The sequence below is a fragment of the Microbacterium sp. cf332 genome (assembly GCF_900102175.1).
Lineage (GTDB): Bacteria > Actinomycetota > Actinomycetes > Actinomycetales > Microbacteriaceae > Microbacterium.
In genome coordinates, this window is record NZ_FNKN01000001.1 from 109910 (window position 1) to 134790 (window position 24881).

Consider the following 24881-nt stretch of genomic DNA (forward strand, 5'->3'; position numbering starts at 1 on the left):
ACCCCGCCGGGGTCGGGTGGCGGCGTCCCGGAGTCCTAGACTGGCGGGATGAGCGACGACAAGGTCGGGCGGTCCTTCTTCGACGCCCTGCGAACCCGCACCGTTGCCACCGAGACGTCGACGGGCATCCCGCGCGGCCTGCGCGTGGCCACCGCATACTCGTGGCGCCTGCTCGTCGTCGCGGCCGCCGCCGGCGTGGCGATCTGGATCATCATCCAGCTCAAACTGCTCGTCATCCCGCTCCTGATCGCGATCCTCATCGCGGCGCTGCTCTGGCCGGGACTCCTCTGGATGCTCGAGCACCGTGTGCCACGGTGGGCCGCCATCGTGGTGAGCGTCCTGGCGACGGTCGCCGTGATCTCGGGACTGCTCTGGCTCGCCATCTGGCAGATCGGCCGGGAGTGGCCCTCGGTTCAGGCCCGGACGGTCGACGCCGTCCGCGAGCTGCGCCAATATCTCATCGACGGGCCGCTGCACCTGACGTCGATGCAGATCGACGACGCGCTCCAGCAGGGATGGGGCTTCTTCGAGCAGCAGGCGTCGCTCCTGCTGTCGGGGGCCCTCGCGATCGGCTCGACCGTCGGCCACGTGGCCACGGGCGCGCTCCTGGTGCTGTTCATCCTGCTCTGCATCCTCGCCGACGGCGGCCGCATCTGGCACTGGGTCGTCCGGCTGTTCCCGCGTCAGGCGCGTCCCGCGGTCGACGGGGCGGGGCGCACCGGATGGCGGACGGTCGTGACCTACGCCCGTACGCAGCTCCTGGTCGCGACGATCGATGCGACCGGCATCGGGCTCGGCGCGCTGTTCCTCGGCGTGCCCCTCGCTGCTCCCATCGCCGTGCTGGTGTTCCTCGGCGCCTTCATCCCCTTCGTGGGCGCGGTCGTCACCGGCGCTCTCGCGGTATTCCTCGCGCTCGTCTACAACGGCCCGTGGATCGCGCTGTGGATGCTCGTCATCGTGCTCGGCGTCCAGCAGCTCGAGGGCCACATCCTGCAGCCCCTGCTGATGGGCTCGGCCGTGAAGGTCCACCCGCTCGCGGTTGTGATCGTCGTGGCCGGCGGCGCCATGATCGCGGGTATCCCCGGCGCGCTGTTCGCCGTTCCGCTCGCGGCGTTCGTCAACGTGGTCGTGCTGTACATCTCGCGGCGATCGTGGGAGACGGGGGTCGCACCACGACCCGATGAGATGATCTGGAGCACTGTGCCCAGGGACCGGAGGAAGAACGCATGACCGGACCTACGCCGGCCGATCTCGACGACGCCGCGGCCGTGCTCGACGGCGTCGTGACCCGCACTCCCATGGAGTACTCGGAGCACCTTTCCGACCTGCTCGGCGTGCCCGTGCACCTGAAGCTCGAGAACCTGCAGCGCACCGGCTCGTTCAAGATCCGCGGTGCGACGTACCGCCTGTCGCGCCTGACCGCGGAGGAGCGCGCCCGCGGCGTGGTCGCCGCCTCGGCCGGCAACCACGCGCAGGGGGTGGCCCTCGCGGCGCAGAAGCTCGGCATCCGGGCGACGATCTTCATGCCTCTCGGCGTCCCCGTCCCCAAGCTGCTCGCGACGCGCGGCTACGGCGCCGACGTGGTGCTGGAGGGTGCGACGGTGGAGACCCCGCTGCGTCTCGCCGCCGAGTTCGCCGAGCGCACGGGCGCGGTCCTCATCCACCCGTTCGATCACCCCGACGTGATCGCGGGCCAGGGCACGCTCGGGCTCGAGCTCGTCGACCAGGTGCCCGACCTCGAGACCGTGCTGATCCCGATCGGCGGGGGCGGGCTGGTCGCGGGCGTCGCCGCCGCCGTCAAGGGCCGTGCCGCCGCCGAGGGGCGCCGCGTGCGGGTCATCGGTGTGCAGGCCGAGAACGCCGCCGCCTACCCGTCGTCGCTGGCGGCCGGGATGCCGCTCGCGATCGAGACGACGCCGACGATCGCCGACGGCATCGCGGTGGGGCGGCCCGGTGACGAGACGTTCGCGATCATCCGCGAGCTCGTCGACGAGGTCGTCACCGTGTCCGACGACGACATCGCGCGGGCCCTCCTCGTACTCCTCGAGCGTGCCAAGCAGGTGGTCGAGCCCGCCGGCGCGGCCGGCGTCGCGGCGATCCTGGCGGGGAAGGTCACCGCCTCCGGCCCGACCGTCGCGGTGCTCTCCGGCGGCAACATCGATCCGCTGCTGCTGCAGCGCGTCGTCGCGCACGGCCTCGCGGCATCGGGTCGCTACATGACGCTGCAGATCCCGTTGCCCGACCGGCCGGGTCAGCTGGCGCGCGTCTCGGAACTGCTGTCGGTGGCGGGAGCCAACGTCATCGAGGTCCTGCACACCCGGCACGGCCAAGGTCTGCAGATCAGCGAGGTCATCCTGCAGCTGAGCGTCGAGACCCGGGGTGAGGAGCATCGGGCCCAGGTCATCGCGATCCTCGAGGATGCCGGCTTCGCGCCGACGGTCGTCGCCGATTGACGACCCTCGGCGCGAAGCGCAGCGGTCACTGACCTCTCGAGGTCACTGAACGCTGGAGGTCACTGAACGCTGGAGGTCACTGGCCGGAGTAGGTCTCGACCTTGACGATCTCGACGGGGATGTCGCGCCCGTTGGGTGCGGTGTACGAGGTCTTCTCGCCCTCCTTGAGGCCGAGGATGGCGGCGCCGAGAGGTGACGCCTCGCTGTAGACGTCGAGCTCGGAGCCCGCAGCGATCTCGCGGCTGCCGAGCAGGAACACCTCTTCGCCGCCCGCGACGATCGCCGTGACGACGGTGCCCGAGAGCACCGTGCCGTCGGACTCGGGGGCCTCGCCGACCGTGGCGTCCTTGAGCAGCTGCTGCAGCGTGCGGATGCGGGCCTCCTGCTTGCCCTGCTCGTCCTTCGCGGCGTGGTAGCCGCCGTTCTCCTTGAGGTCGCCCTCCTCGCGTGCGGCCTCGATGCGCTTCGCGATCTCTTCGCGGCCGGTCGTCGAGAGGTGTTCGAGCTCCGCGACGAGCCGGTCGTAGGCGTCCTGCGTGAGGAAGGTGACGGGAGCGTCGTTCGACATGGGATCTCCTTGCACTGGTGCGGCGCACAGCCGCCTATGGCGAACGCCCCGGCATCCGACCGGGGCGCACAAGAAACACCTAGACTACGGGATCCAGCAAGACGTCGCCAAACCGTTCGTCGCCTCGGCCACGGTGGGGATCGTCTCGGTGAAGGTGCGGGTCAGCCCGGCGTCGGCGGGGTACTCGACGACGCGCCACCCGACGACGCCGTGTTCGGTGTCCTGCGCCTCGAGCGTGCAGGCGAGGGGTTTGTCGCGGGCTCCGCTGACCTGGAACGAGACGACGACCGAACGCTTGTCGACCACGTGGAATCCGGTGGAGTCCATGTCGACCGACTCGATCGCGCCGCTCACCGTGGACCAGCCGAGCAGGCCGACCAGTCCGAGGCCGACGACGGCGCCGGATCCGATCAGCAGCCGCCGCGAACGCTTCTCGCGCGTGCGCCCGTAGCGCTGGTCGAGCTTGAGCTGCGTGGTCATGGCGCGGTCTCCGGGGCGGTTCGGTCGGGATTAGGCTGGAGGTTCCAGGCTAAGCGCTTCCCGCGCAGATCGAGGAACCATGAACTCCCTCCTGTGGATCACGTCGGCGGCGACACCGATTCCCGAGATCACGGTCGACCCCACGGCGGTGACGCCCGGCCCGTGGGGGTTCGGTGCGATCGTCGTCCTGACCCTCGCCGTCGTCCTGCTTCTGCTCGACATGCTGCGCCGGGTGCGCCGCGGTCGCTACCGCGCCGAGGTGCGGGAGCAGCTCGACGAGGAAGACGCCGCCGCGCGCAGCGAACGGGACGCCGACACCCGCTGACAATGTCGTGGGCGGGCTGTTCTCAGCCGGCGTGGTAGGCCGGTTCGAGGGCGATCAACAGGCTCGCGGTCCAGTGGCACAGGAACGCCAGGACCGTGCACACGTGGAAGATCTCGTGGAAGCCGAAGTGCCCCGGCCACGGGTTGGGCTTCTTCAGGGCGTAGACCACGGCTCCGCCGCTGTAAAGCAGTCCGCCGATGATGACGAGGGTCATCATGGCGACGTTCGCCTCGAACAGGGGAACGATGTACATCACGGCCGCCCAGCCGAGCACGAGATAGAGCGCGACGTACAGCCAGCGGGGGGCGTTGATCCAGAACACGCGGAACAGGATCCCCGCGACGGCCCCCGACCACACCAGCGAGAGCAGCAGCACCGTCTGATCCGTCGGCAGGGCCAGCACGGCGAGCGGCGTATAGGTGCCGGCGATCAGCAGCAGGATGTTCGCGTGATCGATGCGCTTGAGGATCGCCTTGGCCCGAGGCTTCCAGTCGAAGCGGTGATAGAGCGCCGAATTGCCGAACAGCAGCAGGGATGTGGCCATGAAGACGGCGCTCGCCCACTTCGCGGGCTCGCCCTGCGCGAGGACGATCAGCACGATGCCCGCCGCGATGGCGACCGGGAACGTCGCGGCGTGGATCCAGCCTCGCCACGTGGGGCGGAGCTCGATCTGAGCGCTGGCAGCGGCGGCGTCCAACAGGGGCAGCTGGGGCATCTCGGCCCCCTCATCGGATGCGGGTCGGGTCACAACACGAGCGTAAGCGACGCCGTATGCCACCGGTCACATGAGGGCGGGGAGTAGCGTAGGGGAGTGGCTGCGAACCGCGGGCGAGGACCCCTCTACCGACTCTATGCGTCCCGGCTGCGCCGGCATCTGACGCCCGAGACGGTGCCGCACCACGTCGCGATGATGATCGACGGAAACCGTCGGTGGGCGAGGCAGGCGGGTTACCCGACGCCGGCGGAGGGCCACCGCGCGGGCGCCGCGAAGATGCACGAGTTCCTCCGCTGGTGCGACGAACTGGGCATCCGCGTCGTCTCGCTCTACCTGCTCTCGCACGACAACCTCGCCAAGCGCGACTCGCGCGAGCTCGCCGACCTGCTCGAGATCATCGCCGAGCTCGCCGAGACGCTCTCGAGCGAGCCCGGCTGGCGCGTACAGCACGTCGGACGCGCCGCGCAGCTTCCCGACGACCTGGCACGCGTGCTAGTGAAGGCTCAGGAGAGCACGCGGGAGAACACGGGACTCCACGTCAACCTCGCGGTCGGCTACGGCGGACGCGGCGAGATCGTCGATGCCGTTCGCAGCATCATCACCGCCCACCACGAGCGCGGGGGGTCGCTCGAGGAACTCGCTGAGAGCCTGACCCCCGAGCAGATCGGCGAGCACCTCTACACGGGCGGACAGGCCGACCCCGACCTGGTCATCCGCACGTCGGGGGAGCAGCGGCTCAGCGACTTCCTGCTGTGGCAGTCGGCGCACAGCGAGTTCTACTTCGTCGAGGCCCTCGGCCCCGACCTGCGCGAGGTCGACTTCCTGCGCGCGATCCGCGACTTCGCGACGCGCGACCGCCGCTTCGGCGGCTGAGCGCGGCGCCACGCCCCGAGAGTTCATCCGCCGGAAATGTTCGGCGGCGTGTCGCGCTGGCGCGTCGTTGGGACCCCGCCGTACTGTCATCGCAACGGGCACGGTGCCCGTTCGAGTCGGCCTTCTCACGACTCGTGACCCACGGTCGACTCGTGTAATCGGGTGAGACACCCGAGGCGGGGAGTGGGTTGTGGCCGCACGAGCAACAGAGCAGCAGCGTCACGTCAACCACAGCGGGCGTGACGAGCTCGATCAGGAGCTCCGCACCTATGTGCTCGACACATCGGTGCTGCTGAGCGATCCGCGGGCGCTGTTCCGCTTCGCCGAGCATTCGGTCGTCGTGCCCGTCGTGGTCGTGACCGAGCTCGAGGCCAAACGCCACGACCCCGAGATCGGGTACTTCGCACGCCAGGCGCTGCGTCACCTCGACGACCTGCGGGTCGAGCACGGGCGCCTCGACTTCCCGGTTCCGGTCGGCGACGGCGGCACGCTGCGAGTGGAGCTCACCAACACCGACCCGTCGGTGCTGCCCGCCGGGATGCGGCTCGGCGACAACGACACGCGCATCCTCGCCGTCGCGATGCACCTCGCGCAGGAGGGACAGCCGGTGACGGTCGTGTCGAAGGACCTGCCCATGCGCGTGAAGGCGGCGTCGCTCGGCATCAGCGCCGAGGAGTACCTGGCCGAGCAGGCCGTCGACTCGGGGTGGACCGGCATCGCCAACATCCACCTCTCGGGCGACGAGATGAGCGACCTCTACGAGAGCGAGGTCGCCACGAGCGACCTCGTACGGGGGGTGCCCGTGAACACCGGACTGGTCATCCACTCCGAGCGCGGCTCGGCGCTGGGCCGTGTGACGGGCAACGCCTCGTTCCGCCTCGTCCGAGGCGACCGCGACGTCTTCGGGCTCCACGGCCGATCGGCCGAGCAGCGCATCGCGATCGACCTGCTGCTCGACTCGGACGTCGGAATCGTGTCGCTGGGCGGCCGCGCGGGCACCGGCAAGTCCGCCCTGGCGCTGTGCGCCGCCCTCGAGTCGGTACTCGAGCGTCAGCAGCAGAAGAAGATCATCGTGTTCCGCCCGCTGTTCGCCGTCGGCGGCCAGGACCTCGGGTACCTGCCCGGCGACGCGCAGGAGAAGATGAACCCCTGGGGGCAGGCGATCTTCGACACGCTCGGTTCGGTGGTCTCGGGCAACGTCGTCGAGGAGATCATCGCGCGGGGGCTGCTCGAGGTGCTGCCGCTCACGCATATCCGCGGACGTTCGCTGCACGACGCGTTCGTGATCGTCGATGAGGCCCAGTCGCTCGAGCGCAACGTGCTGCTCACCGTGCTGAGCCGCATCGGGCAGAACTCGCGCGTCGTCCTCACCCACGACGTCGGCCAGCGCGACAACCTGCGGGTCGGCCGCCACGACGGCATCGCGTCCGTGATCGAGACGCTCAAGGGCCACGATCTGTTCGGGCACGTCACGCTGACACGATCCGAGCGCTCGGCGATCGCCGCCCTCGTGACGGACCTGCTCGAGGCCGGCGAGCTGAGCTGACGCGCCGCTGAGCCCGGGCCCGCCGGGGCCGGCTCCGACCGCGTGTCGGGGCTGGCCTCAGTCCCAGCGGTAACCCTCGCCGCGGACGGTCGCGATACGCGACGCGCCGACCTTGCCTCGGAGGTAGCGCACGTACACGTCGACGACGTTGGAGCCGGGGTCGAAGTCGAGCTCCCAGACCCGGCTGAGGAGAGTCTCGCGGCTCAGCACCTCGCCCGCGTGCCGCAGGAACTGCTCGGCGAGGGCGAACTCCCGGGCCGAGAGGTCGATGTCCTGTCCGTCGACGGTCGCTCGCCGGGTGAGCATGTCGAGGGTGACGCCGTCGCGCGTCAGGACGGTCGCAGGACCGGCGCTCTCACGCAGACGCGAGCGGACGCGCGCCAGCAGTTCCGCCACGACGAACGGCTTCGGCACGTAGTCGCTGGCGCCCGCGTCGAGCGCCTCCACGGTGTCGCTCGTGCCGCTGCGGGCGGTGAGCATGATGACGGGGACCGCCGACCCCGACGAGCGGATGCGGCGCAGGACGTCGAAGCCGTCGATGCCCGGGAGGCCCACGTCGAGGATGACGAGATCGATGTCGTCCGAGCTCATGAGCTCGAGCGCGGTCTCGCCGTCCTCGGCGGCGACGGGTTCGAGACCCTCCGCGCGCAGGGCGCGCTCGAGGAGCCCGATGATGTGAGGCTCGTCGTCGACGAGCAGGACGCGGGTCATCCGATCTCCTTGCGCTGCAGGACGACCTCGTCCGCGCGGACCGGCGACGGCAGACGCCGGGCGGAGCGGAGCGGGATCGTGATGGTGAAGGTGGCGCCGCCGCCGGCCGTCTCGGTGACGGCGCACGAGCCGCCGTGGCCCTTGGCGATGGCGTCAACGATGGCGAGCCCGAGGCCCGACCCGCCCGCCGAACGTCGCCGACCACCGCGGTCGAAGCGGCGGAAGATGCGATGCCGGGCCGCAGGCGGGATGCCGGGACCGTGGTCGCGCACCCAGAGGTGCAGGGCACCCGCGTAGACGCCGCTGCCGAGCTCGATCGCGGTGCCGGGAGGGGTGTGTTTCGCGGCGTTGTCGGCGAGCTGGAGCCAGGCCTGCAGCAGGCGGTCGGCGTCGCCGTGCACGATCGCCCGGTGCGACGCCTCGACCCGCCAGTCGTGCCCGGGGATGACGGTGACGAGGTCGACGACGCGTTGCGTGAGACTCTCGACGTCGACGTCGTCCATCGCGAACCGCTCGCCCTCGACCGAGGCGAGCAGGTCGATGTCGCCGATGAGGCGGGTCATGCGATCGAGCTCGGCGACGGCGATGTCGCGCACCGCGTCGACGTCGGCCGGATCGGCGGAATCGACCAGCTCGAGGTGTCCGCGGACGATGGCTATCGGCGTCTTCAGCTCGTGGCGCACGTCGTCGAGCAGTCGCCGCTGCGCCTCGACGGCCGCGTCGAACGCATCTTGTGCGGCCGCCTCTCGGGGTGGTGTGGCCAGCAGGGGCCAGCCGACGAGCCAGACGGTGACGAGCGTGCCGCCGGCGACCAGAGCGTAGACCGCGATGACCGGCCAGGGCAGGTCGGCGTCGAGCAGCAGGAAGACCAGCAGCGCGCCGATCGCCACCACGACGAAGCCGGCGCACACGACGACCAGGAGTATCCCCAGGATGCGTGCGCGCCGGGCTTCCGACCGCGACGGGTTCACCCTCCGATTATCAACCAGGGTGGGTCATCGAGAGCAGGTCCAACTTCTCGTCGAGCTGCGCCTCGGTGAGATCGCCGCGCTCGACGTAGCCGAGGTCGATGACGGCCTCACGCACCGTGATCCCCTTGGCGACGGAATGCTTGGCGATCTTCGCGGCCGCCTCGTAGCCGATGAGCTTGTTGAGCGGGGTCACGATCGAGGGAGACATGCCCGCGAAGGCCGCGGCACGCTCGACATTGGCCTGGAGCCCGGCGACGGTCTTGTCCGCGAGGACCCGGACGGCGTTCGAGAGCAGCCGGATCGACTCGAGCAGTGCGGTTCCCATGACCGGGATGGCCACGTTCAGCTCGAACGAGCCCGACGCGCCGGCCCAGGCGACGGTCGCGTCGTTGCCGATGACGCGCGCCGAGACCATCAGCACGGCCTCGGGGACGACCGGGTTGACCTTGCCCGGCATGATCGACGAGCCCGGCTGCAGGTCGGGGATGTGCAGCTCGCCGAGGCCGGTGTTGGGGCCCGAGCCCATCCAGCGGATGTCGTTGTTGATCTTCGTCAGCGACACGGCGATGGTGCGGAGGGCACCGGAGGCCTCGACGAGCCCGTCGCGGTTGGCCTGAGCCTCGAAGTGGTCCTTCGCCTCGGTGATGGGCAGCTCGGTCTCGGCGGCGAGCAGCTCGATGACCTTCTGCGGGAACCCGAGCGGCGTGTTGATGCCGGTGCCGACGGCGGTGCCGCCGAGGGGGACCTCGCCGACGCGGGGCAGCACGGACTGCACGCGCTCGATGCCCAGACGCATCTGGCGGGCGTAGCCGCCGAACTCTTGACCGAGGGTCACGGGGGTCGCATCCATCAGGTGGGTGCGACCGGACTTGACGACGTCCTTCCATTCCTCCGCCTTCGTCTCGAACGCGACCGCGATGTGATCGAGGGCGGGGATGAGGTCGTCGATGAGGGCCTGGGTCACGGCGATGTGAACCGACGTCGGGAAGACGTCGTTCGACGACTGCGATGCGTTGACGTGGTCGTTGGGGTGCACCGTGCTGCCGAGGGCGCGCGTCGCGAGGGTCGCGAGCACCTCGTTCATGTTCATGTTCGACGACGTCCCGGATCCCGTCTGGTAGGTGTCGACGGGGAAGTGGGCGTCGTGGCGACCGGTGACGACCTCGTCGGCGGCGTTCGCGATCGCGTCGGCGATGGCGGGATCGAGTGTGCCGAGCTCCTTGTTCGCGAGGGCGGCCGCCTTCTTGATGCGCGCGAGCGCGGCGATCTGGCTCGACTCGAGTCCCGAGCCCGAGATCGGGAAGTTCTCGACCGCCCGCTGGGTCTGGGCGGCGTAGAGGGCGTCCTGGGGGACGCGGACCTCTCCCATGGTGTCGTGCTCGATGCGGTACTCGATGTCGGTCACGTCGTCGTTCCTCTCTCGGTGTTTTTTCGTCAGGTATCGATGGTCGCGTCAGGAAGCGGCGTCGTCGTGGACGTCGCCGAGGATGATGGACGGCTCTGCGACGCCTTCGCCCAGGCGGTAGTTCGCCCCGACGATGGCCAGGCGCCCCTCGGCGACAGCCGTGCTGATCAGTTCGGAGGCGTGCAGCAGCTGGCCGACCGTCTCGCGGAGGTGCTCGCGTCCGACAGCCTCCGCATCGACGTTCTCGGCGGTGACGCCGTCGGCGGCGCCGGCGCGCAGGACGCGGCGGACAGCCGGGACGATGGGGGAGATCTGACGCCAGATCAGCGGCGGCAGGGCCGGCGCGTCGACCCCCGTGCTCTCGATCGCCGCGCGGACGGCGCCGCAGGCGTCGTGCCCGAGGACGACGATCAGCGGCACGTTGAGCACGGCCACGGCGTACTCGAGGCTGCCGACGACCGAGTCGGAGATCACCTGCCCGGCGTTGCGGATGACGAACAGGTCGCCGAGGCCCTCGTCGAAGATGATCTCGGCCGCGAGCCGCGAGTCGGAGCATCCGAACAGGGCTGCGCGCGGTGTCTGCGAGCCGACGATCTCGTGACGGCGCTCGACGTCCTGGCGCGGATGGCGGGGCGCACCGTCGACGAACCGGATGTTGCCGGCGCGCATCTCGTCCCAGGCCTCCTGGGGGGTGGGCGATGCCGGAGCGGCAGCGGTCGAGGTCATGGGGTCTCCTCCTGCAGTTCGACGATCTGGGTGGTCAGCGCTCGCGCGGCGGTGCGCACCGTCTCGCCGTCGACCGCTCCGCCGCCGTAGACGAGGATCGTGTCGGCGCCCGCCGTCGTCGAGAGGGCGTACGAGATGTTGCCGGCCCGGGCCGGGTCGGGGATCTCGAAGACCTGCCAGTCGACGCCGTCGATGCGCTCCGTCGCGGTGGCGCGCGAGCCGCTGATCTGACGGGAGGCCCAGCCGCTGTCAGCGTCGAAGGCCTGCTGCACGTTGACGTACCCGCTCTCCGGCGCGTAGACGATCTCCCACGTCTGCACGTCGTCGCCCGCGAGCTCGGCCTTGTTGACGCGCCACGAGTCGGGTACCTCGGGTGCCACGAGCGTCCGGTCGATCGCCGCACCGACATCGGCGGCGACCGCCGCGACGTCGATGCCGGGGCGGTCGGGGACCGAGCCCCGGGGCACCGCGAGGACGATGACCGCGACGACGGCCACCGTCACGATCAGAGCGGCGATGAGGTTGCGTGCGGTCTGGCTCGATCGGTAGACACGCGATGACGCGGCCTTGCGCGCCGCGGTCTCGTCGGCGGTCTCGGGACGTCCGAGCTCCGCGACGACGCGGCGACCCTGCGCCATCACTCGTCGTCCGCGCGGGTCGCGCGTGCCTCGTCGAGTCGGCGCTTGGCGCCGAGCAGCCACTCCTCGCACCGCGAGGCGAGCTGTTCGCCGCGCGTCCACAGCGCGAGGGACTGCTCGAGGGTCGGAGCGCCCTGCTCGAGCTCTGCGACGACCCGAACGAGCTCGTCACGCGCCTGCTCGAAGCTGAGGGTCTCGACGTCGGCGGTGAGCCCTTCGGCCGGCGGAGTCATGTCTGCCATTCTAGGACGCCTCCGTCGGCGAGCCCGCGCCGCCGATCTCGTCGGCGGACTCGACCAGTTCGCCCTCCGACCGCGTGGCGAATGCTCCCCGGCCGACCGTCACGACGACGCGTGCTCCGTCCGGAGCCTGCGACGCGTCCCGGACGATGACGCCCTCGTCGAGATGCGCGATCGCGTAGCCGCGGTCGAGGGTCGCACCCGGCGAGAGCGCACGCAGGGTGGAGCGCAGGCGGGCGACGTCGTGACCCGCGGCATCCATGCGGCGCCCCACGACGTCGCGACCCCGCGCGGTGAGGACGTGCAGCTCGTGAGCCCGCGTCGTCATGAGCGACTCGGGATCGCGCAGCACCGGCCGCGATCGCAGCTGCTCGAGCTGCGCGAGGTCGTGCGAGACCCGTTGCGTGAGGCGTGTGCGCGAGCGACTGCGCAGCTGTTCGACGAGCGCGCGCTGCTCGGCGACGTCGGGGACGACGCGCTTCGCGGCGTCCGTGGGCGTCGAGGCGCGCAGGTCGGCGACGTCGTCGAGGAGCGGGTGGTCGTTCTCGTGCCCGATCGCCGAGACGACCGGCGTCGTCGCGGCAGCGACCGCGCGGAGCAGGCGTTCGTCGCTGAAGCCGAGCAGGGTCTGCGGGTCGCCGCCGCCTCGGGCGATGACGATGACGTCGACGGCGGGATCGGCGTCGAGGGCGCGCAGGGCCGCGATCGTCTCGGGTACGCACCGGTCGCCCTGCACGGCCGCGTGCACCGTGCGGAACGCGACGTGAGGCCAGCGGAGCTCGGCGTTGCGGTGCACATCGCGCTCGGCATCGCTCCGCTCGCCGGTGATGAGCCCGATCGTGTGGGGGAGGAAGGGGAGAGGCTTCTTCCGCGAGACGTCGAAGAGTCCCTCGGACCGCAGCTGAGCGCGGAGCCGTTCGAGCTGCACGAGCTGGTCGCCGAGACCGGTCGGGCGCATGGCCGACACCGTGAACGAGAAGTCGCCGGACTTCACGAAGTAGTCGCTCTTGACGCACGCGACCACGCGGTCGCCGACGCGGGGGCTCGAGCCCAGTCGCTGCAGTGTGCTCGACCAGAGCCGGAACGAGAGTGCGGCGTCGGCCTCGGCGTCCTTCAGCCGGCCGAACACATGCCCGCCCCGCAGGTTCCACGAGGTGATCTCGCCTTCGACCCAGACCGCGTTCCACCGCTGCACGAAGTCGCGGATGGTCTCGTTGAGACGCGAGATCGACGTGGGCGTCTGCGGGGAGGAGTCACGGGGGTGCACCGCATCGGGGGGCGGCGTCTGGTCGGGCGCGGACTCGAACGACGGCATGGGGCTCCTCACGGCCGCTTCCGAGCAGCCGACGGGATGGGCCTCGTAGAATCGAGGGGTGACCACTCCCGCCGTCCGGCTGCCCGTTCCCCGCGTGCCGGGGCGTCACGGCCGTCTCCAGGATATCCCTGTGGGCGCCGCCAAGCGGGTGCTCCTGGCTGCGCCGCGGGGATACTGCGCCGGGGTCGACCGTGCGGTCGTGGCGGTCGAGAAAGCGCTCGAGCGCTTCGGCGCCCCCGTCTACGTGCGGAAGCAGATCGTGCACAACATCCACGTCGTCCGCGAGCTCGAGGAGCGTGGCGCCGTCTTCGTCGACGAGGTCGACGCCGTGCCCGAGGGAGCCCACGTCGTCTTCAGCGCGCACGGCGTCTCGCCGGCGGTCGTGTCCGCGGCATCCGATCGCGGCCTCCAGGCCATCGACGCGACCTGCCCCCTCGTCACGAAGGTGCACCGCGAGGCCGTCCGCTTCGCCCGCGACGAGCGCGAGATCCTGCTCATCGGACACGAGGGGCACGAGGAGGTCGAGGGGACTGCCGGCGAGGCACCCGATCACATCACGATCGTGACCTCGCCCGAGCACGCCGACACCGTGGAGGTGCGAGATCCGGCGCGCGTCGTCTGGCTCTCGCAGACGACGCTCTCGGTCGACGAGACCATGGAGACCGTCCGGCGCCTGCGGGTGCGGTTCCCCGACCTGCAGGACCCGCCCTCCGACGACATCTGCTACGCGACGCAGAACCGGCAGGTGGCCATCAAGAAGATCGCCGCCGAGACCGACCTCGTCATCGTCGTCGGCTCGGCGAACTCGTCGAACAGCGTGCGACTCGTCGAGGTCGCCCTCGAGTACGGGGCGCGTGCTGCGTACCGCGTCGACTATGCAGACGAGATCCGTCAGGAATGGCTCGACGGCGTCCGCACCGTCGGCGTCACGAGCGGCGCATCCGTGCCCGAGGTCCTCGTGCAGCAGGTGCTCGCGAGCCTCGCCGACGCGGGATACGCCGATGTCGACGAGGTCCGCACCGCCGAGGAGGATCTGATGTTCTCGCTTCCGAAGGAGCTGCGCACCGATTCCGCGGGCGTGCAGGATGCGCGCGCGCGTGGCGGACGGGGTCGTTCGTGAGCGATTCCGAGCGGCCCCGGCCGCAGTACGGCGAGTACGCGACTCCCGAGGAGCAGCGCGCGCGGATCGCAGCCCTCGGCGGTTCCGCGCCGCATCCGGACGTCGCGGATCCCGCCCTCGTCGCGCACCCGGTCGCGCCGTCGCCGACGCACGAGCCGTCGCGTGGCCCGCTTCCCTCGCCGCGCCCCACCACCGCAGCCGCCCGCCCGACGCGCCTCGCCGATCGCGTCATCACGGTCGCGCTCCTGGCGTACGGTCTCGTGACCGTGCTCGGCGCGATCCCGCAGCTCGTCGACTTCGCGGGCTTCGCGCAGACGTGGATGGACATGGCGGGGATCGATGCGAGCCTCGCCGACCCCGCGGGCGGGCGGGCGTGGGGCATCGCCGCCGCCGTCGTCTACGGCCTCGGCTGGCTGCTGACGGCCGTGTTCTCGTGGTGGTCGCTGTCGCTGCGCCGCCTCTCGTGGTGGATCCCGCTCGTGGGCGCGATCGTCACGTTCATCATCGTCAGCATGCTGCTGGCCGCGCCGCTGCTCTCCGACCCCGGCGTGCTCGACGGCCTATCGCGCATGGGCTGAGCGGGCCCCGGCATTCGCCGCCCCAGCGCAGAACGGCGCCCCGCGTCGAATCGCGGGGCGCCGTTCTCGGTAGCTGTGGGTCAGCTCTGCGACTGTCCGAACGAGCCGAGCTGCTTCGTCGCCTCGACGACGCGCGCGGCCATGGCCGTCTCGGCCTTCTTGCCCCAGGCACGCGGGTCGTAGGCCTTCTTGTTGCCGACCTCGCCATCGACCTTCAGGACACCGTCGTAGTTCTGGAACATGAAGCCGGCGACCGAACGCGTGAAGGCGTACTGGGTGTCGGTGTCGATGTTCATCTTCACGACGCCGTTCGCCACGGCGAGGGCGATCTCCTCGTCGGTGGAGCCGCTGCCGCCGTGGAAGACGAGGTCGAGCGGCTTCTCGCCGGTGCCGAACTTCGAGGCGATGCCGGCCTGGATCTCGCCGAGCAGCTCGGGCTTGAGCTTGACGTTGCCCGGCTTGTACACGCCGTGCACGTTGCCGAACGTGAGCGCGGCGATCCAGCGACCCTGGTCGCCGAGGCCCAGGGCCTCCACCACCTGTGAGACATCGCCGGTCGTCGTGTACAGGGCATCGTTCGAGCCCTCGTGCTGGACGCCGTCCTCTTCGCCGCCGACAACACCGATCTCGACCTCGAGGATCGCGCGGATCGCCTTGATGCGGGGAAGGAGCTCCTTGGCGATCTCGATGTTCTCGGCGAGCGGCACGGCGGAGCCGTCCCACATGTGCGACTGGAAGATGGGCTGTCCGCCGTCGGCGACGGCCTCTTCCGAGGCCGAGATCAGCGGCAGGAGGAAGTCGTCGAGGGCCGGCTTCGGGCAGTGGTCGGTGTGCAGCGCGACCGTGACGGGGTAGTTCTTGGCGACCTCGTGGGCGAACTTCGCGAACGCGAGGGCTCCGGTCGCGCGACCCTTGACGGTGTGACCCGCGAAGTAGTCGGCGCCGCCCGTCGTGACCTGAATGATGCCGTCCGAGCCCGCCTCGGTGAGGCCCTGGAGCACGGCGTTGATGGACTGCGAGCTGGCAGCGTTGATGGCGGGGTAGGCGAAACCACCGGCCTTCGCGCGATCCAGCATCTCTGCGTACTGTTCGGGGGTTGCGATGGGCATGAAAGCTCCTCATGTCGGCGGTGTTACCGAGCCCACTTTATCGAAGGCGGCCGGTACGGTCAGCGGAACGACCGGGGAAACGACGCAGACGCCCGAATCGTAAGAATCGCGAATCCTTCGTCGCGGCGCGGCTGAAAACGGCCGGCGTTCGTTCGGTGCCCACCTATGCTGTGGCCCATGGTGAGTTTGACCGCCGACATGAGTCCGCTGCATCCCGATCGAAACCTCGCGCTCGAGCTCGTGCGCGCGACCGAGGCGGCCGCGATCCGCTCGGTGCCGTTCATCGGCCGCGGCAAGAAGGAGCTCGCCGACGGTGCCGCCGTCGACGCGATGCGCGCGTTCCTCACCACGGTCAACTTCGACGGCGTGATCGTGATCGGCGAGGGCGAGAAGGATGCGGCGCCGATGCTGTTCAACGGCGAGAAGGTGGGCACGGGCCGTGGGCCGCAGGCCGACATCGCCGTCGACCCGATCGACGGCACGACGTTGACCGCCGAGGGGCGCAACAACGCCCTCTCGGTCATCGCGGTCGCCGATCGAGGCGCCATGCTCGACGCCTCGTCGGTCTTCTACATGGACAAGCTCGTCACGGGTCCCGCGGGCGTCGGCGTCGTCGACATCCGTCTTCCCATCGCCGAGAACATCCGGTTGCTCGCCAAGGCGCTGGGCAAGCCCGTCGATGAACTCGTCGTCTCGGTGCTGAACCGTCCGCGGCACGCGAAGCTCATCGAGGAGATCCGGGATGCCGGTGCGGGCACGCGCCTCATGAGCGACGGCGACGTCGCCGGCGGGATCAACGCCGCCCGGCACAATGCCCGGACGGACATGTGCGTCGGGATCGGCGGCAGCCCGGAGGGCATCGTGACGGCGTGCGCCATCAAGGCGCTCGGCGGTCACATCCAGGGGCGGTTGTGGGCGCGAGATGACGACGAGAAGCAGCGGGGGATCGACGCCGGGCTGAGCCTCGACGGTCACGTCTACGAGGCCGACGACCTGGTGCGCGGCAAGAACACGATCTTCGTGGCGACGGGCGTCACGAACGGCGAGCTGGTCGGCGGGGTGCGCCGCGAGGGCGACTTCGTCTACACGGAGAGCGTCGTGCTACGCGGTGCCTCCGGGACGCTGCGGCGCATCTCGTCGGAGCATCTGACGTCGAAGTGGCTCTGAGCGGGGTTGTAACTATCACGACACGACCGCGTGTCAAGGAGTGACCCTCTCAGGGAGCCTCTGTCAGAATGGGCCCCGGTATCAACGGCGATGACCACCCATACGTCAGCACCCGGGAGAACCATGTCGATGACTGCGAACAACCCGCCGACCGGTCAGGTCGCGGTGACGATCGATCCCGCGCGACGCCCGGACGTGCTGCTGCGACGCCGCCACCCCGAGGGCCATCAGACCAGCGCGTGGTGGATGATCGGCGCGTTCCTGGCGGTGTCGGTCGCCGTGGTCGGCCTCGTCAACATGTTCCCGGCCTGACCCGGCCCACCGTCGTTCGCGCCCGCCGCAGGCGCCTCACAACCTCTCGCGCAGTTCGCCGACATCAGCACCCAGCAGCTCGGGTGCGGTCGTCATGCGCGTCGCGGTCTCGATGGCGGCGGGTGCGACGGTGGCCTCGAGCCGTGTCTCGTCGATGCCGGGGAACTTGCGGGCCGTGACCAGCACCCGGCTCTCGAGGGTGCCGACGAACTTGTTGTAGGACTCCACGGTGCGCTCGATCGCGCGGCGCAGATCGTTCGCGTGCGAGGCGAGCCCACCGAGACGCTGATAGAGCTCGTTGCCGAGGTCGAACAGCCGCCGGGCCTCATCGGACACGTCTTGCTGCGTCCAGGTGTAGGCGACCGTCTTGAGCACAGCCCAGAGGTTGACCGGTGATGCCAGCGCGACGCGACGGCTGAAGGCGTAGTCGAGCAGCGCAGGGTCTTCGTCGAGGGCGGCCGCGAGGAGAGACTCGCTCGGGATGAAGCACACCACGAACTCGGGGCTCGAACTCAGCCCCTGCCAGTAGGCCTTCTTCGCCAGGGCGTCGACGTGCGCGCGTACCGCTTTGACGTGCGCGGCGAGCAGCGCCTTGCGGCGGCGGGCATCGTCTCCCTGGGCGGTGACGGGGATCGCGCTCGCCTCGAGATAGGCGTCGAGGGGGACTTTGGCGTCCACCGCGAGCGCCTTATCGCCGGGGAGACGGACGATCAGGTCCGGTCGACCCGCTCCGCTGTCGGAGGAGATGCTCGACTGGAGCTCGAAGTCGACGTAGCGGGTGAGTCCGGCCGACTCGACGATGCGGCGCAGCTGCGTCTCGCCCCAGACGCCGCGTGCCGCGCTCGACCGGAGCGCGCCGGCGAGCGACTCCGTCGTCGAACGCAATGCCTCGTCGGTCTCACGCCCGAGGCGAAGCTGCTCGGCCACCGAGCCGAACTGCTCGCTGCGTTCGCGCTCGAGGAGCTCGACCTTGGCCTGCATCGCCTGCAGCGACTCCTGGACGGGGGCGAGTGCACGAAGCACGGCCTGCTCGCGCCGATCGCGTTCGTCGCGCGCCGCCTGATCGAGTCGGGCCTGCGTCCCGAGCTCGCGCTGCACCTCGCGTTGACGGTCGAGCTGATCGCCGTAGGCGTCGCGTTCGGCCTCGGCCACCGCGGCTCGAGCCTCGAGGCGGGCACGCTCGGTCGCGTTCTCGCGCGATGCGCGCGCCGATCCTGCGAACCAGCCGCCGGCGGCGGCGATCGCGGCGATCACGATGAGCATGAAGACGAGTGCGGCGTCCATGTGTCCAGGATGCCGCCTGGTACCGACATCGCGTGGAGGCGGATGCGGGAGGATGTCGTGGTGGACGGTTATGTGCGGCCTGAGATCGATGCCCCCGTGTTCCGCGACGCCGCGGGGGAGGTCATCGAGTACGGCAGACGGTGGCCCGGCTCGCCGCCCGAAGAGACGTACTCGGTCGACACGCATCCGGAGCGCTTCGCGCCCCTCCATACGGTGGCCGACGGCATCATCGCTCATCTGCGCACCGCATACGACGTCGTGGTCGAGGAAGGCGCGGAGGTCGCCGGCGATCTGAACCGGCCGAGCTCGTTCGACGTCGTGCGGGCGGTGCGCATGCGCGCGACCGACCCGCGCTGCGCGCCCGTCACCATCGTCTTCGACGCGTACCCGGGTCTCTCCGTGCATTCGGGTCTGCTTCACGACGCCCACTATCCGCATTGCGGTTGCGACGCGTGCGACGAAGAGTGGCAGGCCGTCGCGACAGACCTCGAGGAGCACGTCTTCGCCGTCGTGAGGGGCGGCTTCAGCGAACGGATCGCGCGGGGCGGCGAACTGCCGGTCGAGATCGCCTTCTCGTACCCGAACGGAGGTTCTTCAGGCCAGTCGCGGCTCGAGGACTTCCTTCCCGGACGCCTCGACGCGGCTCGGGTCGCCCTCGCGGCTCTGCCGGCCGACGGATGGGCGCCGTGGCCGCGCCGCTCCCACGCGCCGCGCGCCGCGCGCTGACCCGACGCGAATTGTCGTCTCAGCATCGGCTTGAGCGCCATTCGCGTCGGCTCGTCGGCCGGGCGGAGGCCGGTCAGGCCGGGCTGAGGAGCGAAGCGCCGATCGGGGCGTGCTCCGGCACGCGCACGCCCAGCAGCATCGCGAGTTCGACGATGTCCTGAGCTCCGGCCCGGCGCGCCGCGTCGACCGCGATGTGGGCGCAGGCGAGCGCATCCGCCAGTGCGTCGTGATGCGCGAAGTCGAGGAAGCCGACGGCCGCGGCCACGAGCGGCAACCGGTAGGAGTCGAGCTGGTAGGTCTTGCGAGCGAGCTGCACGCTGCACACGGAGCGGAAGGCGGGCAGCTCAGCCGCTGTGGCTTCGCACGCCCGGCGGAGGACGGCCATATCGAAGCCCGCATTGTGCGCCACGAGCACGTCGTCGCCGATGAACTCGAGCAGGCGGGGGAGCTGGGCGACCCAGCCCGGGGCGTTCGCCACGGCGTCCGCCGTGATGCCGTGGATCGACACGTTGATGTCGAAGAACCGGTCGTGGCCGGACGGCGGTCGGATCAGCCAGCCGTCCGACGCCACGACTTCGCCGTCGCGCACCCGCACGAGCCCGACCGAACAGGCGGATGCGCTGGAGGAGTTCGCCGTCTCGAAGTCGATCGCGGTGAAGTCCAAGGGCACGCCTCCAGCGTCACCCCGAGGAGCGCGCCTCCGGCGGAGGCGCGCCGCCGTCGTGCGCGATCGCCCCGGCGGGGGCCGCTGCGGCGAGCCACGTAGACTGGGTGCCCGTGGCTCTCACCATCGGAATCGTAGGACTGCCCAACGTCGGCAAGTCGACCCTCTTCAACGCCCTGACCAAGAACCAGGTTCTCGCAGCGAACTATCCGTTCGCGACGATCGAGCCGAACGTGGGCGTGGTGAACCTCCCCGATCCGCGCCTGCAGGTGCTGGCGGACATCTTCCACTCGGAGCGGATCCTTCCCGCGGCGGTGTCGTTCGTCGACATCGCCGGCATCGTGCGCGGCGCGTCGGAGGGCGAGGGACTCGGCAACCAGTTCCTCGCGAACATCCGCGAGGCCGACGCGATCGCGCAGGTCGTCCGCGGCTTCGCCGACGATGACGTCGTGCACGTCGAGGGCGCGGTGAACCCGCAGAACGACATGGAGACGATCAACGCCGAGCTGCAGCTCGCCGACCTCCAGACTCTCGAGAAGGCGATCACGCGCTACGAGAAGGAGGTTCGCGGCAAGAAGCTCGATCCCTCCGTGCTCGAGTCCGCCCAGGCCGCTCAGGATGCCCTGCAGCGCGGCGAGCTGCTGTCGGGAGCCGGCTCCAAGATCGACCTCGCGCCCATCAAGGAGCTCGGCCTGCTGACGGCAAAGCCATTCATCTTCGTCTTCAACGTGGACGAGGCGGTTCTGACCGACGATGCCCGCAAGGCGGAGCTCGCAGCGCTCGTCGCACCCGCGCAGGCGGTGTTCCTCGACGCGAAGATCGAGTCGGAGCTGATCGATCTCGACCCCGAGGAGGCGGCGGAACTGCTCGCGTCGACGGGTCAGGACGAGTCGGGCCTCGACCAGCTCGCCCGCATCGGTTTCGACACGCTCGGCCTGCAGACCTACCTCACCGCGGGGCCGAAGGAGGCGCGCGCCTGGACGATCGGCAAGGGCTGGAAGGCGCCCCAGGCCGCCGGTGTCATCCACACCGACTTCGAGAAGGGCTTCATCAAGGCGGAGGTCATCTCCTTCGAGGATCTCGTCGCGACGGGCTCCGTCGCCGAGGCCCGGTCGAAGGGCAAGGCGCGCCTCGAGGGCAAGGACTACGTCATGCAGGACGGCGACGTGGTGGAGTTCCGCTTCAACGTCTGATGCCGGCTGCGCCTCGGCCGCCCACAGCTGTCAGGATCGACGCGTGTCGCTTCGGCGTTGGGGGAAGCCGCGGCTCGAGAGGGAGCCCCAGCCCGAGGAACTCGCGGACGACGTTCTGCGCGCATACGACCGACGGGTCGGAGAGCTCGTGCTCGACGGAGCCGTCGTCGGCCATGTCGCGAGCGTCGTCGGCGAGATGTGGTTCCCGTCGCGGCAGCCAAGGTTGTGGTTCACGGTGGTGTGCCCCGACGGCGTGCGCGAGCTTCCGTTCGAGGACTACGGGCCCGGCCGGTACACGGTTCGGGAGCTCGAGGCCGGGTACCTCGACCATCACCTGCGGAGCACGGTTCGCGAACGTCGGTTGTGGGGGTCTCAATGGTTCTCGGCGACGCCGGGCGCGCGCCAGATATTCGAGGTCCGCTGGCTCTCTGACGACGCCGCTGCCCATCGCTGGCGCGAACTCGGGCTGCGCGACGAGGACTTCTGAGCCGCTCCTCGCAGGCGCGCTAGCCTGACCCATGTGAACAGACCGGGCGTCGACGATGCGGCGATCCTCCTCTCCCTGCTTCGCGCTGGGCGGCGTCCCACCTCGCTTCGCAGCGTGCTGTCGAACTGGGACATGCTGCAGGCGGACGTCCCGACGCGAGAGCGTGTGGAAGCCGCGGCATCCTTCCTCGTGAGCGACGGGCTGGCCGATGTCGACGACTCCTGGGGGATGCGGCTGACGGACCGAGGCCGAGACCTGCTCTCGTCGGTGACCGGCGTCCGCGGGATGCGCTCGATGCCCGGCGCGGTCGGCACCCTGCTCGCCGATCATGCGCCGAATGTGACATCGCTGACGCTCCCGCCACACCTCTTCGACGCCGGCCTCGAGCGATATCGGGTGGGCACCCGGCGGCGAGCCGACTCCGCGGACGCGGCGTGGCTGCGTGAGAGGAAGAGCCGCATCCCGCGTAACGGTTCGCGACGCGCCGGGCGGCGCGCGCGCCTGGCCGGAAAGCGCCGTGCGCGCCTCGACCCCGTGCTCGACCTGGGCACCCCGGCGCTGGGCTGGTCGGCGCTGGTCATGGTTCTCGGAGCGGTGGGCGTCTCGAGACACGGCCGCTTGCTATCGGGCGAAACCGTCGCGCTCGTCGTGACGATCGTCGGCGCGGTGGCAGCCCTCGTCGCGCTCGTGATCGCCGTCCGCGTCATCGCTCGGCCACTCGTGTCATCTTTCCCTGCCGTGCCGGTCTATGCCGCACTCGCCGCCGCCGTGGTCTCCCCGGTGGTGCTGAGCGTTCGAGAGCCACGCGTCGCCACGACCGACATGCCCGGGCCTCTGCTCGCGTGCGCGCTCGTCCTCGCGTTCTCGGCCGTGGCTCTCGTCGCCCGGCGACGGCGGCTTCGGACGTCGGACGCGACAGACACCGCAGCGACCGCACAGGCGGTCGCTGCCGTCGAGGAGGCCGCGGAGGAGCCGAGGACGGCACCGGCCGCGGATGTCTCGGGCGCTCCGCGGTCCTGACGCCGTCGTCCCGTTACCAGCCTGCGAGCGATCCATCAACCGGTGGGCGTCGCGGCGGCGTGATGCCTAGCGTTGAGGGCATCTCGACTCGAGGAGGCACCACCATGGCCACGAACACCACCACCACGCGCAACAAGCGCCGCGCATCCGGCGCCGGCCTGACGAACGAGCAGAACGCCGAGAGCGGCTTCCGGGCATCGCAGAAGCTCAGCGAGAACACCCAGAAGGTGCTCGTCGACCTCATCGAGCTGTCCCTCCAGGGCAAGCAGGCCCACTGGAACGTTGTCGGACGCAACTTCCGCGACACCCACCTGCAGCTCGACGAGATCATCGAGGCCGCGCGCGAATTCGCCGACACGGTCGCCGAGCGCATGCGCGCCCTGCACGCGCTGCCCGATGGACGCAGCGACACCGTCGCCGAGACGACGACGCTGCCGGAGTTCCCGCAGGGCGAGATCGACACCGCCGAGGTCATCGATCTCATCACCGAGCGTCTCGAGGCCACCATCGGCACCTGCCGCGACGTGCACGACGAGGTCGACGACGAGGACCCGACGACCGCCGACATCCTGCACTCGATCCTCGAGCGCCTCGAGCAGCTCGCTTGGATGGTCAGCGCCGAGAACCGCAAGCCGCAGGCCTGACCCCTCGGGTCAGTCCCGCTGCCGCCGACCCCGTCCCGTCGCTCCGTGCGACCGGGCGGGGTCTTCGCGTGGGCCGGCGGAGCTCATGGCCGGCGCGGATCGATCATCGTCATCCCGGCCGTGCCCGCCGTCTCCATGACGGGGAGCAGGCGCGCGGCTTCCTCGAGCCCCACGACGCGACGGACGAGCTCGTGCGGACGCAGCCTGCCCTCGGCGATGAGCGCCAGCATGCCGGGGTAGTCGACGGCAGCCATGCCGTGACTTCCCAGCAGGTCGAGCTCCCACGCGATGACGCGCGCCAGCGGGGCGGCGGTACGACCGGATGCCGACGGCAGCAGCCCGATCTGCACGTGCCGCCCGCGGCGCCGAAGGCTCAGGATGGCGTCGGACGCCGTCTGCTCGCTGCCCACCGCATCGACGGCCACGTGGCTGCCGCCGCCGGTGAGCTCATGCACGTGCGCCGCGATGTCGCGACCGTCGGCGGTCACCGTGTGCTCGGCACCGAGGGTCGCTGCGAGGCGCAGTGCTTCAGCCGACCGGTCGACCGCGATGACGCGCGCGCCGAGCGCGTGGGCGATCATGACCGCGCTGAGACCGACGCCGCCCGCGCCGACGACGGTGATCCACTCATCCGCACGCAGGCGTGCCCGTGCGGTCAGTGCACGGTATGACGTGGCGAACCGGCATCCGAGAGCGGCTGCGGCGTCGAACGACACCGTGTCGGGGATGCCGACGAGGTTGGTGTCGGCCGCCGGCACGACGACCAGCTCCGCGAACGAACCGGCGTAGGCGAATCCGGGCTGCTGCTGACGCGCGCAGACCTGCGCGTCGCCGCGGAGGCACCACTCGCAGCTGCCGCAGCCCACCACGAACGGGGTCGTGACGCGATCGCCGACCCGCCACCGTCGCACAGCGGGCCCGACCGCCGCGACCACACCCGAGAACTCGTGCCCCGGAGTGTGCGGCAGCAGGATGTCGTCATGCCCCGCCCACGCGTGCCAATCGCTGCGGCAGAGACCGGTGGCGCGCACCGACACGACGACACCGTCGTCGGGGGCGACCGGATCGGGGACATCGCGCACCGACAGCGGCCCGCGGATGCTGTCCATCACCATCGCTCGCACGATCGCTCACGCTACGGTATCGAGCCGTGCCGCAGCTCCAAGACCCGACGCTTTCGGCGACCGTGGCCGCGCGGTCGAGGTCTGGTGGCGGTCAGGCGTCGCGGAAACCCTCGAGATCGGGGTCCCACTGCGTGGGGGGCTCGTCGTCGACGGCGTATAGCTGCGCCCCGCCGGAACCGCGGCTCGGGTAGCTCTCGTGCGCGCGGAGTTCCTCCGCGCCGTCGGTGAAGTCGGGTTCGTCGCCATCCCATTCGACCGGAGCCGAAAGCACGTCGTTGCCGACACCGATGACGAGCTCGGCCTCGTCGACGCGCCCGTCACCCTCGAGGACGATCGGAATACGCACGGCCTCGGCGCGGCCGTAGTTGGCGACCGCGGCCGTGAGCTCGACGAGGGCCTCCGCAACGTCATCCGTCGTGATCACCGTGTCGCCCGCGTACGTGATTCGTCTCATGGCCCCCACTGTGTCTCGCCGGGGCGTGGTACGT

The 24881-nt window shown here is 70.3% G+C and carries 29 protein-coding genes; 14 read left to right on the top strand and 15 right to left on the bottom strand.

Annotated elements, in window-relative coordinates; genetic code table 11:
- Positions 1-48 precede the first annotated feature (48 nt).
- A complete protein-coding gene (locus tag BLT21_RS00440; protein WP_091497364.1) occupies positions 49-1230 on the top strand; it encodes an AI-2E family transporter in 1182 nt (393 codons plus the stop codon).
- The gene (gene ilvA, locus BLT21_RS00445) at positions 1227-2453 is read left to right on the top strand and encodes a threonine ammonia-lyase (RefSeq protein WP_091497368.1); all 1227 of its coding nucleotides are present in this window, start codon (positions 1227-1229) and stop codon (positions 2451-2453) included. Before BLT21_RS00440 ends, ilvA begins: the two co-directional genes overlap by 4 nt.
- A 76-nt stretch (positions 2454-2529) precedes the next feature.
- On the opposite strand, the gene greA is transcribed toward ilvA, so the two are convergent.
- Positions 2530-3021, bottom strand: coding sequence for a transcription elongation factor GreA (greA, locus tag BLT21_RS00450; RefSeq protein WP_091497373.1), 492 nt, complete (start codon positions 3019-3021; stop codon positions 2530-2532).
- 84 nt (positions 3022-3105) lie between these two features.
- Positions 3106-3501: a DUF4307 domain-containing protein gene (locus tag BLT21_RS00455; protein ID WP_091497378.1), complete on the bottom strand. Its 396-nt coding sequence runs from the start codon at positions 3499-3501 to the stop codon at positions 3106-3108.
- A gap of 79 nt (positions 3502-3580) precedes the next feature.
- On the opposite strand from BLT21_RS00455, the gene BLT21_RS00460 reads away from it, so the two are divergent.
- On the top strand, positions 3581-3826 hold the full coding sequence (locus BLT21_RS00460) for a hypothetical protein (RefSeq protein ID WP_091497382.1): 246 nt from the start codon (positions 3581-3583) through the stop codon (positions 3824-3826).
- 22 nt (positions 3827-3848) lie between these two features.
- On the opposite strand, the gene BLT21_RS00465 is transcribed toward BLT21_RS00460, so the two are convergent.
- On the bottom strand, positions 3849-4541 hold the full coding sequence (locus BLT21_RS00465) for a PAQR family membrane homeostasis protein TrhA (RefSeq protein WP_091497386.1): 693 nt from the start codon (positions 4539-4541) through the stop codon (positions 3849-3851).
- A gap of 96 nt (positions 4542-4637) precedes the next feature.
- On the opposite strand from BLT21_RS00465, the gene BLT21_RS00470 reads away from it, so the two are divergent.
- Together BLT21_RS00470 and BLT21_RS00475 are read left to right on the top strand one after the other, a co-directional pair.
- Positions 4638-5414 carry an isoprenyl transferase gene (locus BLT21_RS00470; protein ID WP_091497389.1) on the top strand — a complete coding sequence of 259 codons (777 nt, stop codon included), beginning with the start codon at positions 4638-4640 and terminating at the stop codon, positions 5412-5414.
- A gap of 190 nt (positions 5415-5604) precedes the next feature.
- The gene (locus BLT21_RS00475; RefSeq protein ID WP_091497392.1) at positions 5605-6960 is read left to right on the top strand and encodes a PhoH family protein; all 1356 of its coding nucleotides are present in this window, start codon (positions 5605-5607) and stop codon (positions 6958-6960) included.
- A gap of 57 nt (positions 6961-7017) precedes the next feature.
- On the opposite strand, the gene BLT21_RS00480 is transcribed toward BLT21_RS00475, so the two are convergent.
- The 7 genes from BLT21_RS00480 to xseA are packed head-to-tail and all read right to left on the bottom strand — an operon-like array spanning position 7018 to position 12965.
- The gene (locus tag BLT21_RS00480; protein WP_091497396.1) at positions 7018-7671 is read right to left on the bottom strand and encodes a response regulator transcription factor; all 654 of its coding nucleotides are present in this window, start codon (positions 7669-7671) and stop codon (positions 7018-7020) included.
- On the bottom strand, positions 7668-8642 hold the full coding sequence (locus BLT21_RS00485) for a sensor histidine kinase (RefSeq protein WP_256335863.1): 975 nt from the start codon (positions 8640-8642) through the stop codon (positions 7668-7670). The genes BLT21_RS00480 and BLT21_RS00485 overlap by 4 nt, the downstream gene beginning before the upstream one ends.
- 10 nt (positions 8643-8652) lie before the next feature.
- A complete protein-coding gene (locus tag BLT21_RS00490; RefSeq protein ID WP_091497401.1) occupies positions 8653-10047 on the bottom strand; it encodes a class II fumarate hydratase in 1395 nt (464 codons plus the stop codon).
- 48 nt (positions 10048-10095) lie between these two features.
- Complete coding sequence (locus BLT21_RS00495) at positions 10096-10773, bottom strand: carbonic anhydrase (protein WP_091497404.1); 678 nt, start codon at positions 10771-10773, stop codon at positions 10096-10098.
- Positions 10770-11411 carry a DUF4245 family protein gene (locus BLT21_RS00500; protein WP_091497408.1) on the bottom strand — a complete coding sequence of 214 codons (642 nt, stop codon included), beginning with the start codon at positions 11409-11411 and terminating at the stop codon, positions 10770-10772. Before BLT21_RS00500 ends, BLT21_RS00495 begins: the two co-directional genes overlap by 4 nt.
- Complete coding sequence (locus tag BLT21_RS00505) at positions 11411-11644, bottom strand: exodeoxyribonuclease VII small subunit (protein ID WP_091500618.1); 234 nt, start codon at positions 11642-11644, stop codon at positions 11411-11413. Before BLT21_RS00505 ends, BLT21_RS00500 begins: the two co-directional genes overlap by 1 nt.
- Positions 11645-11654: 10 nt before the next feature.
- Entirely contained in the window at positions 11655-12965 is a 1311-nt protein-coding gene (gene xseA / locus BLT21_RS00510; protein ID WP_091497411.1) for an exodeoxyribonuclease VII large subunit, read from the bottom strand.
- A gap of 58 nt (positions 12966-13023) precedes the next feature.
- Between xseA and BLT21_RS00515 the strand changes: the two genes are divergently transcribed.
- The gene (locus BLT21_RS00515; protein WP_176786775.1) at positions 13024-14085 is read left to right on the top strand and encodes a 4-hydroxy-3-methylbut-2-enyl diphosphate reductase; all 1062 of its coding nucleotides are present in this window, start codon (positions 13024-13026) and stop codon (positions 14083-14085) included.
- A complete protein-coding gene (locus tag BLT21_RS00520) occupies positions 14082-14663 on the top strand; it encodes a DUF6264 family protein (protein ID WP_091497418.1) in 582 nt (193 codons plus the stop codon). The genes BLT21_RS00515 and BLT21_RS00520 overlap by 4 nt, the downstream gene beginning before the upstream one ends.
- A gap of 80 nt (positions 14664-14743) precedes the next feature.
- Here BLT21_RS00520 and fbaA read toward each other — a convergent pair whose 3' ends face one another.
- A complete protein-coding gene (gene fbaA / locus BLT21_RS00525) occupies positions 14744-15772 on the bottom strand; it encodes a class II fructose-bisphosphate aldolase (protein ID WP_091497422.1) in 1029 nt (342 codons plus the stop codon).
- A gap of 177 nt (positions 15773-15949) precedes the next feature.
- On the opposite strand from fbaA, the gene glpX reads away from it, so the two are divergent.
- On the top strand, positions 15950-16939 hold the full coding sequence (gene glpX / locus BLT21_RS00530) for a class II fructose-bisphosphatase (RefSeq protein WP_091500619.1): 990 nt from the start codon (positions 15950-15952) through the stop codon (positions 16937-16939).
- 129 nt (positions 16940-17068) lie between these two features.
- Positions 17069-17251, top strand: a complete 183-nt coding sequence (locus tag BLT21_RS00535; protein WP_256335864.1) for a UDP-N-acetylmuramyl pentapeptide phosphotransferase — start codon at positions 17069-17071, stop codon at positions 17249-17251.
- 36 nt (positions 17252-17287) lie between these two features.
- Here the strand turns inward: BLT21_RS00535 and BLT21_RS00540 are convergent, their stop codons facing one another.
- Positions 17288-18535: a DNA recombination protein RmuC gene (locus BLT21_RS00540; RefSeq protein WP_091497429.1), complete on the bottom strand. Its 1248-nt coding sequence runs from the start codon at positions 18533-18535 to the stop codon at positions 17288-17290.
- A 60-nt stretch (positions 18536-18595) separates the two neighbouring features.
- Here BLT21_RS00540 and BLT21_RS00545 point away from each other — a divergent pair, with 60 nt between their 5' ends.
- On the top strand, positions 18596-19261 hold the full coding sequence (locus tag BLT21_RS00545) for a DUF6226 family protein (RefSeq protein ID WP_256335865.1): 666 nt from the start codon (positions 18596-18598) through the stop codon (positions 19259-19261).
- A 73-nt stretch (positions 19262-19334) separates the two neighbouring features.
- Here the strand turns inward: BLT21_RS00545 and BLT21_RS00550 are convergent, their stop codons facing one another.
- Complete coding sequence (locus BLT21_RS00550; RefSeq protein WP_091497437.1) at positions 19335-19931, bottom strand: exonuclease domain-containing protein; 597 nt, start codon at positions 19929-19931, stop codon at positions 19335-19337.
- 107 nt (positions 19932-20038) lie between these two features.
- On the opposite strand from BLT21_RS00550, the gene ychF reads away from it, so the two are divergent.
- The 4 genes from ychF to BLT21_RS00570 all read left to right on the top strand — a co-directional run bounded on the left by ychF (position 20039) and on the right by BLT21_RS00570 (position 23269).
- Positions 20039-21118: a redox-regulated ATPase YchF gene (ychF, locus tag BLT21_RS00555; RefSeq protein WP_091497440.1), complete on the top strand. Its 1080-nt coding sequence runs from the start codon at positions 20039-20041 to the stop codon at positions 21116-21118.
- 43 nt (positions 21119-21161) lie between these two features.
- Complete coding sequence (locus BLT21_RS00560) at positions 21162-21605, top strand: hypothetical protein (RefSeq protein ID WP_091497445.1); 444 nt, start codon at positions 21162-21164, stop codon at positions 21603-21605.
- Positions 21606-21638: 33 nt separating this feature from the next.
- Positions 21639-22625: a hypothetical protein gene (locus tag BLT21_RS00565; protein ID WP_091497449.1), complete on the top strand. Its 987-nt coding sequence runs from the start codon at positions 21639-21641 to the stop codon at positions 22623-22625.
- 104 nt (positions 22626-22729) lie between these two features.
- The gene (locus tag BLT21_RS00570; protein ID WP_091497453.1) at positions 22730-23269 is read left to right on the top strand and encodes a Dps family protein; all 540 of its coding nucleotides are present in this window, start codon (positions 22730-22732) and stop codon (positions 23267-23269) included.
- Between the two features lie 83 nt (positions 23270-23352).
- Here the strand turns inward: BLT21_RS00570 and BLT21_RS00575 are convergent, their stop codons facing one another.
- Both BLT21_RS00575 and BLT21_RS00580 read right to left on the bottom strand, forming a co-directional pair.
- The gene (locus BLT21_RS00575) at positions 23353-24393 is read right to left on the bottom strand and encodes a zinc-binding dehydrogenase (protein ID WP_091497457.1); all 1041 of its coding nucleotides are present in this window, start codon (positions 24391-24393) and stop codon (positions 23353-23355) included.
- A gap of 91 nt (positions 24394-24484) precedes the next feature.
- Complete coding sequence (locus tag BLT21_RS00580) at positions 24485-24847, bottom strand: hypothetical protein (protein ID WP_091497461.1); 363 nt, start codon at positions 24845-24847, stop codon at positions 24485-24487.
- Positions 24848-24881 lie beyond the last annotated feature (34 nt).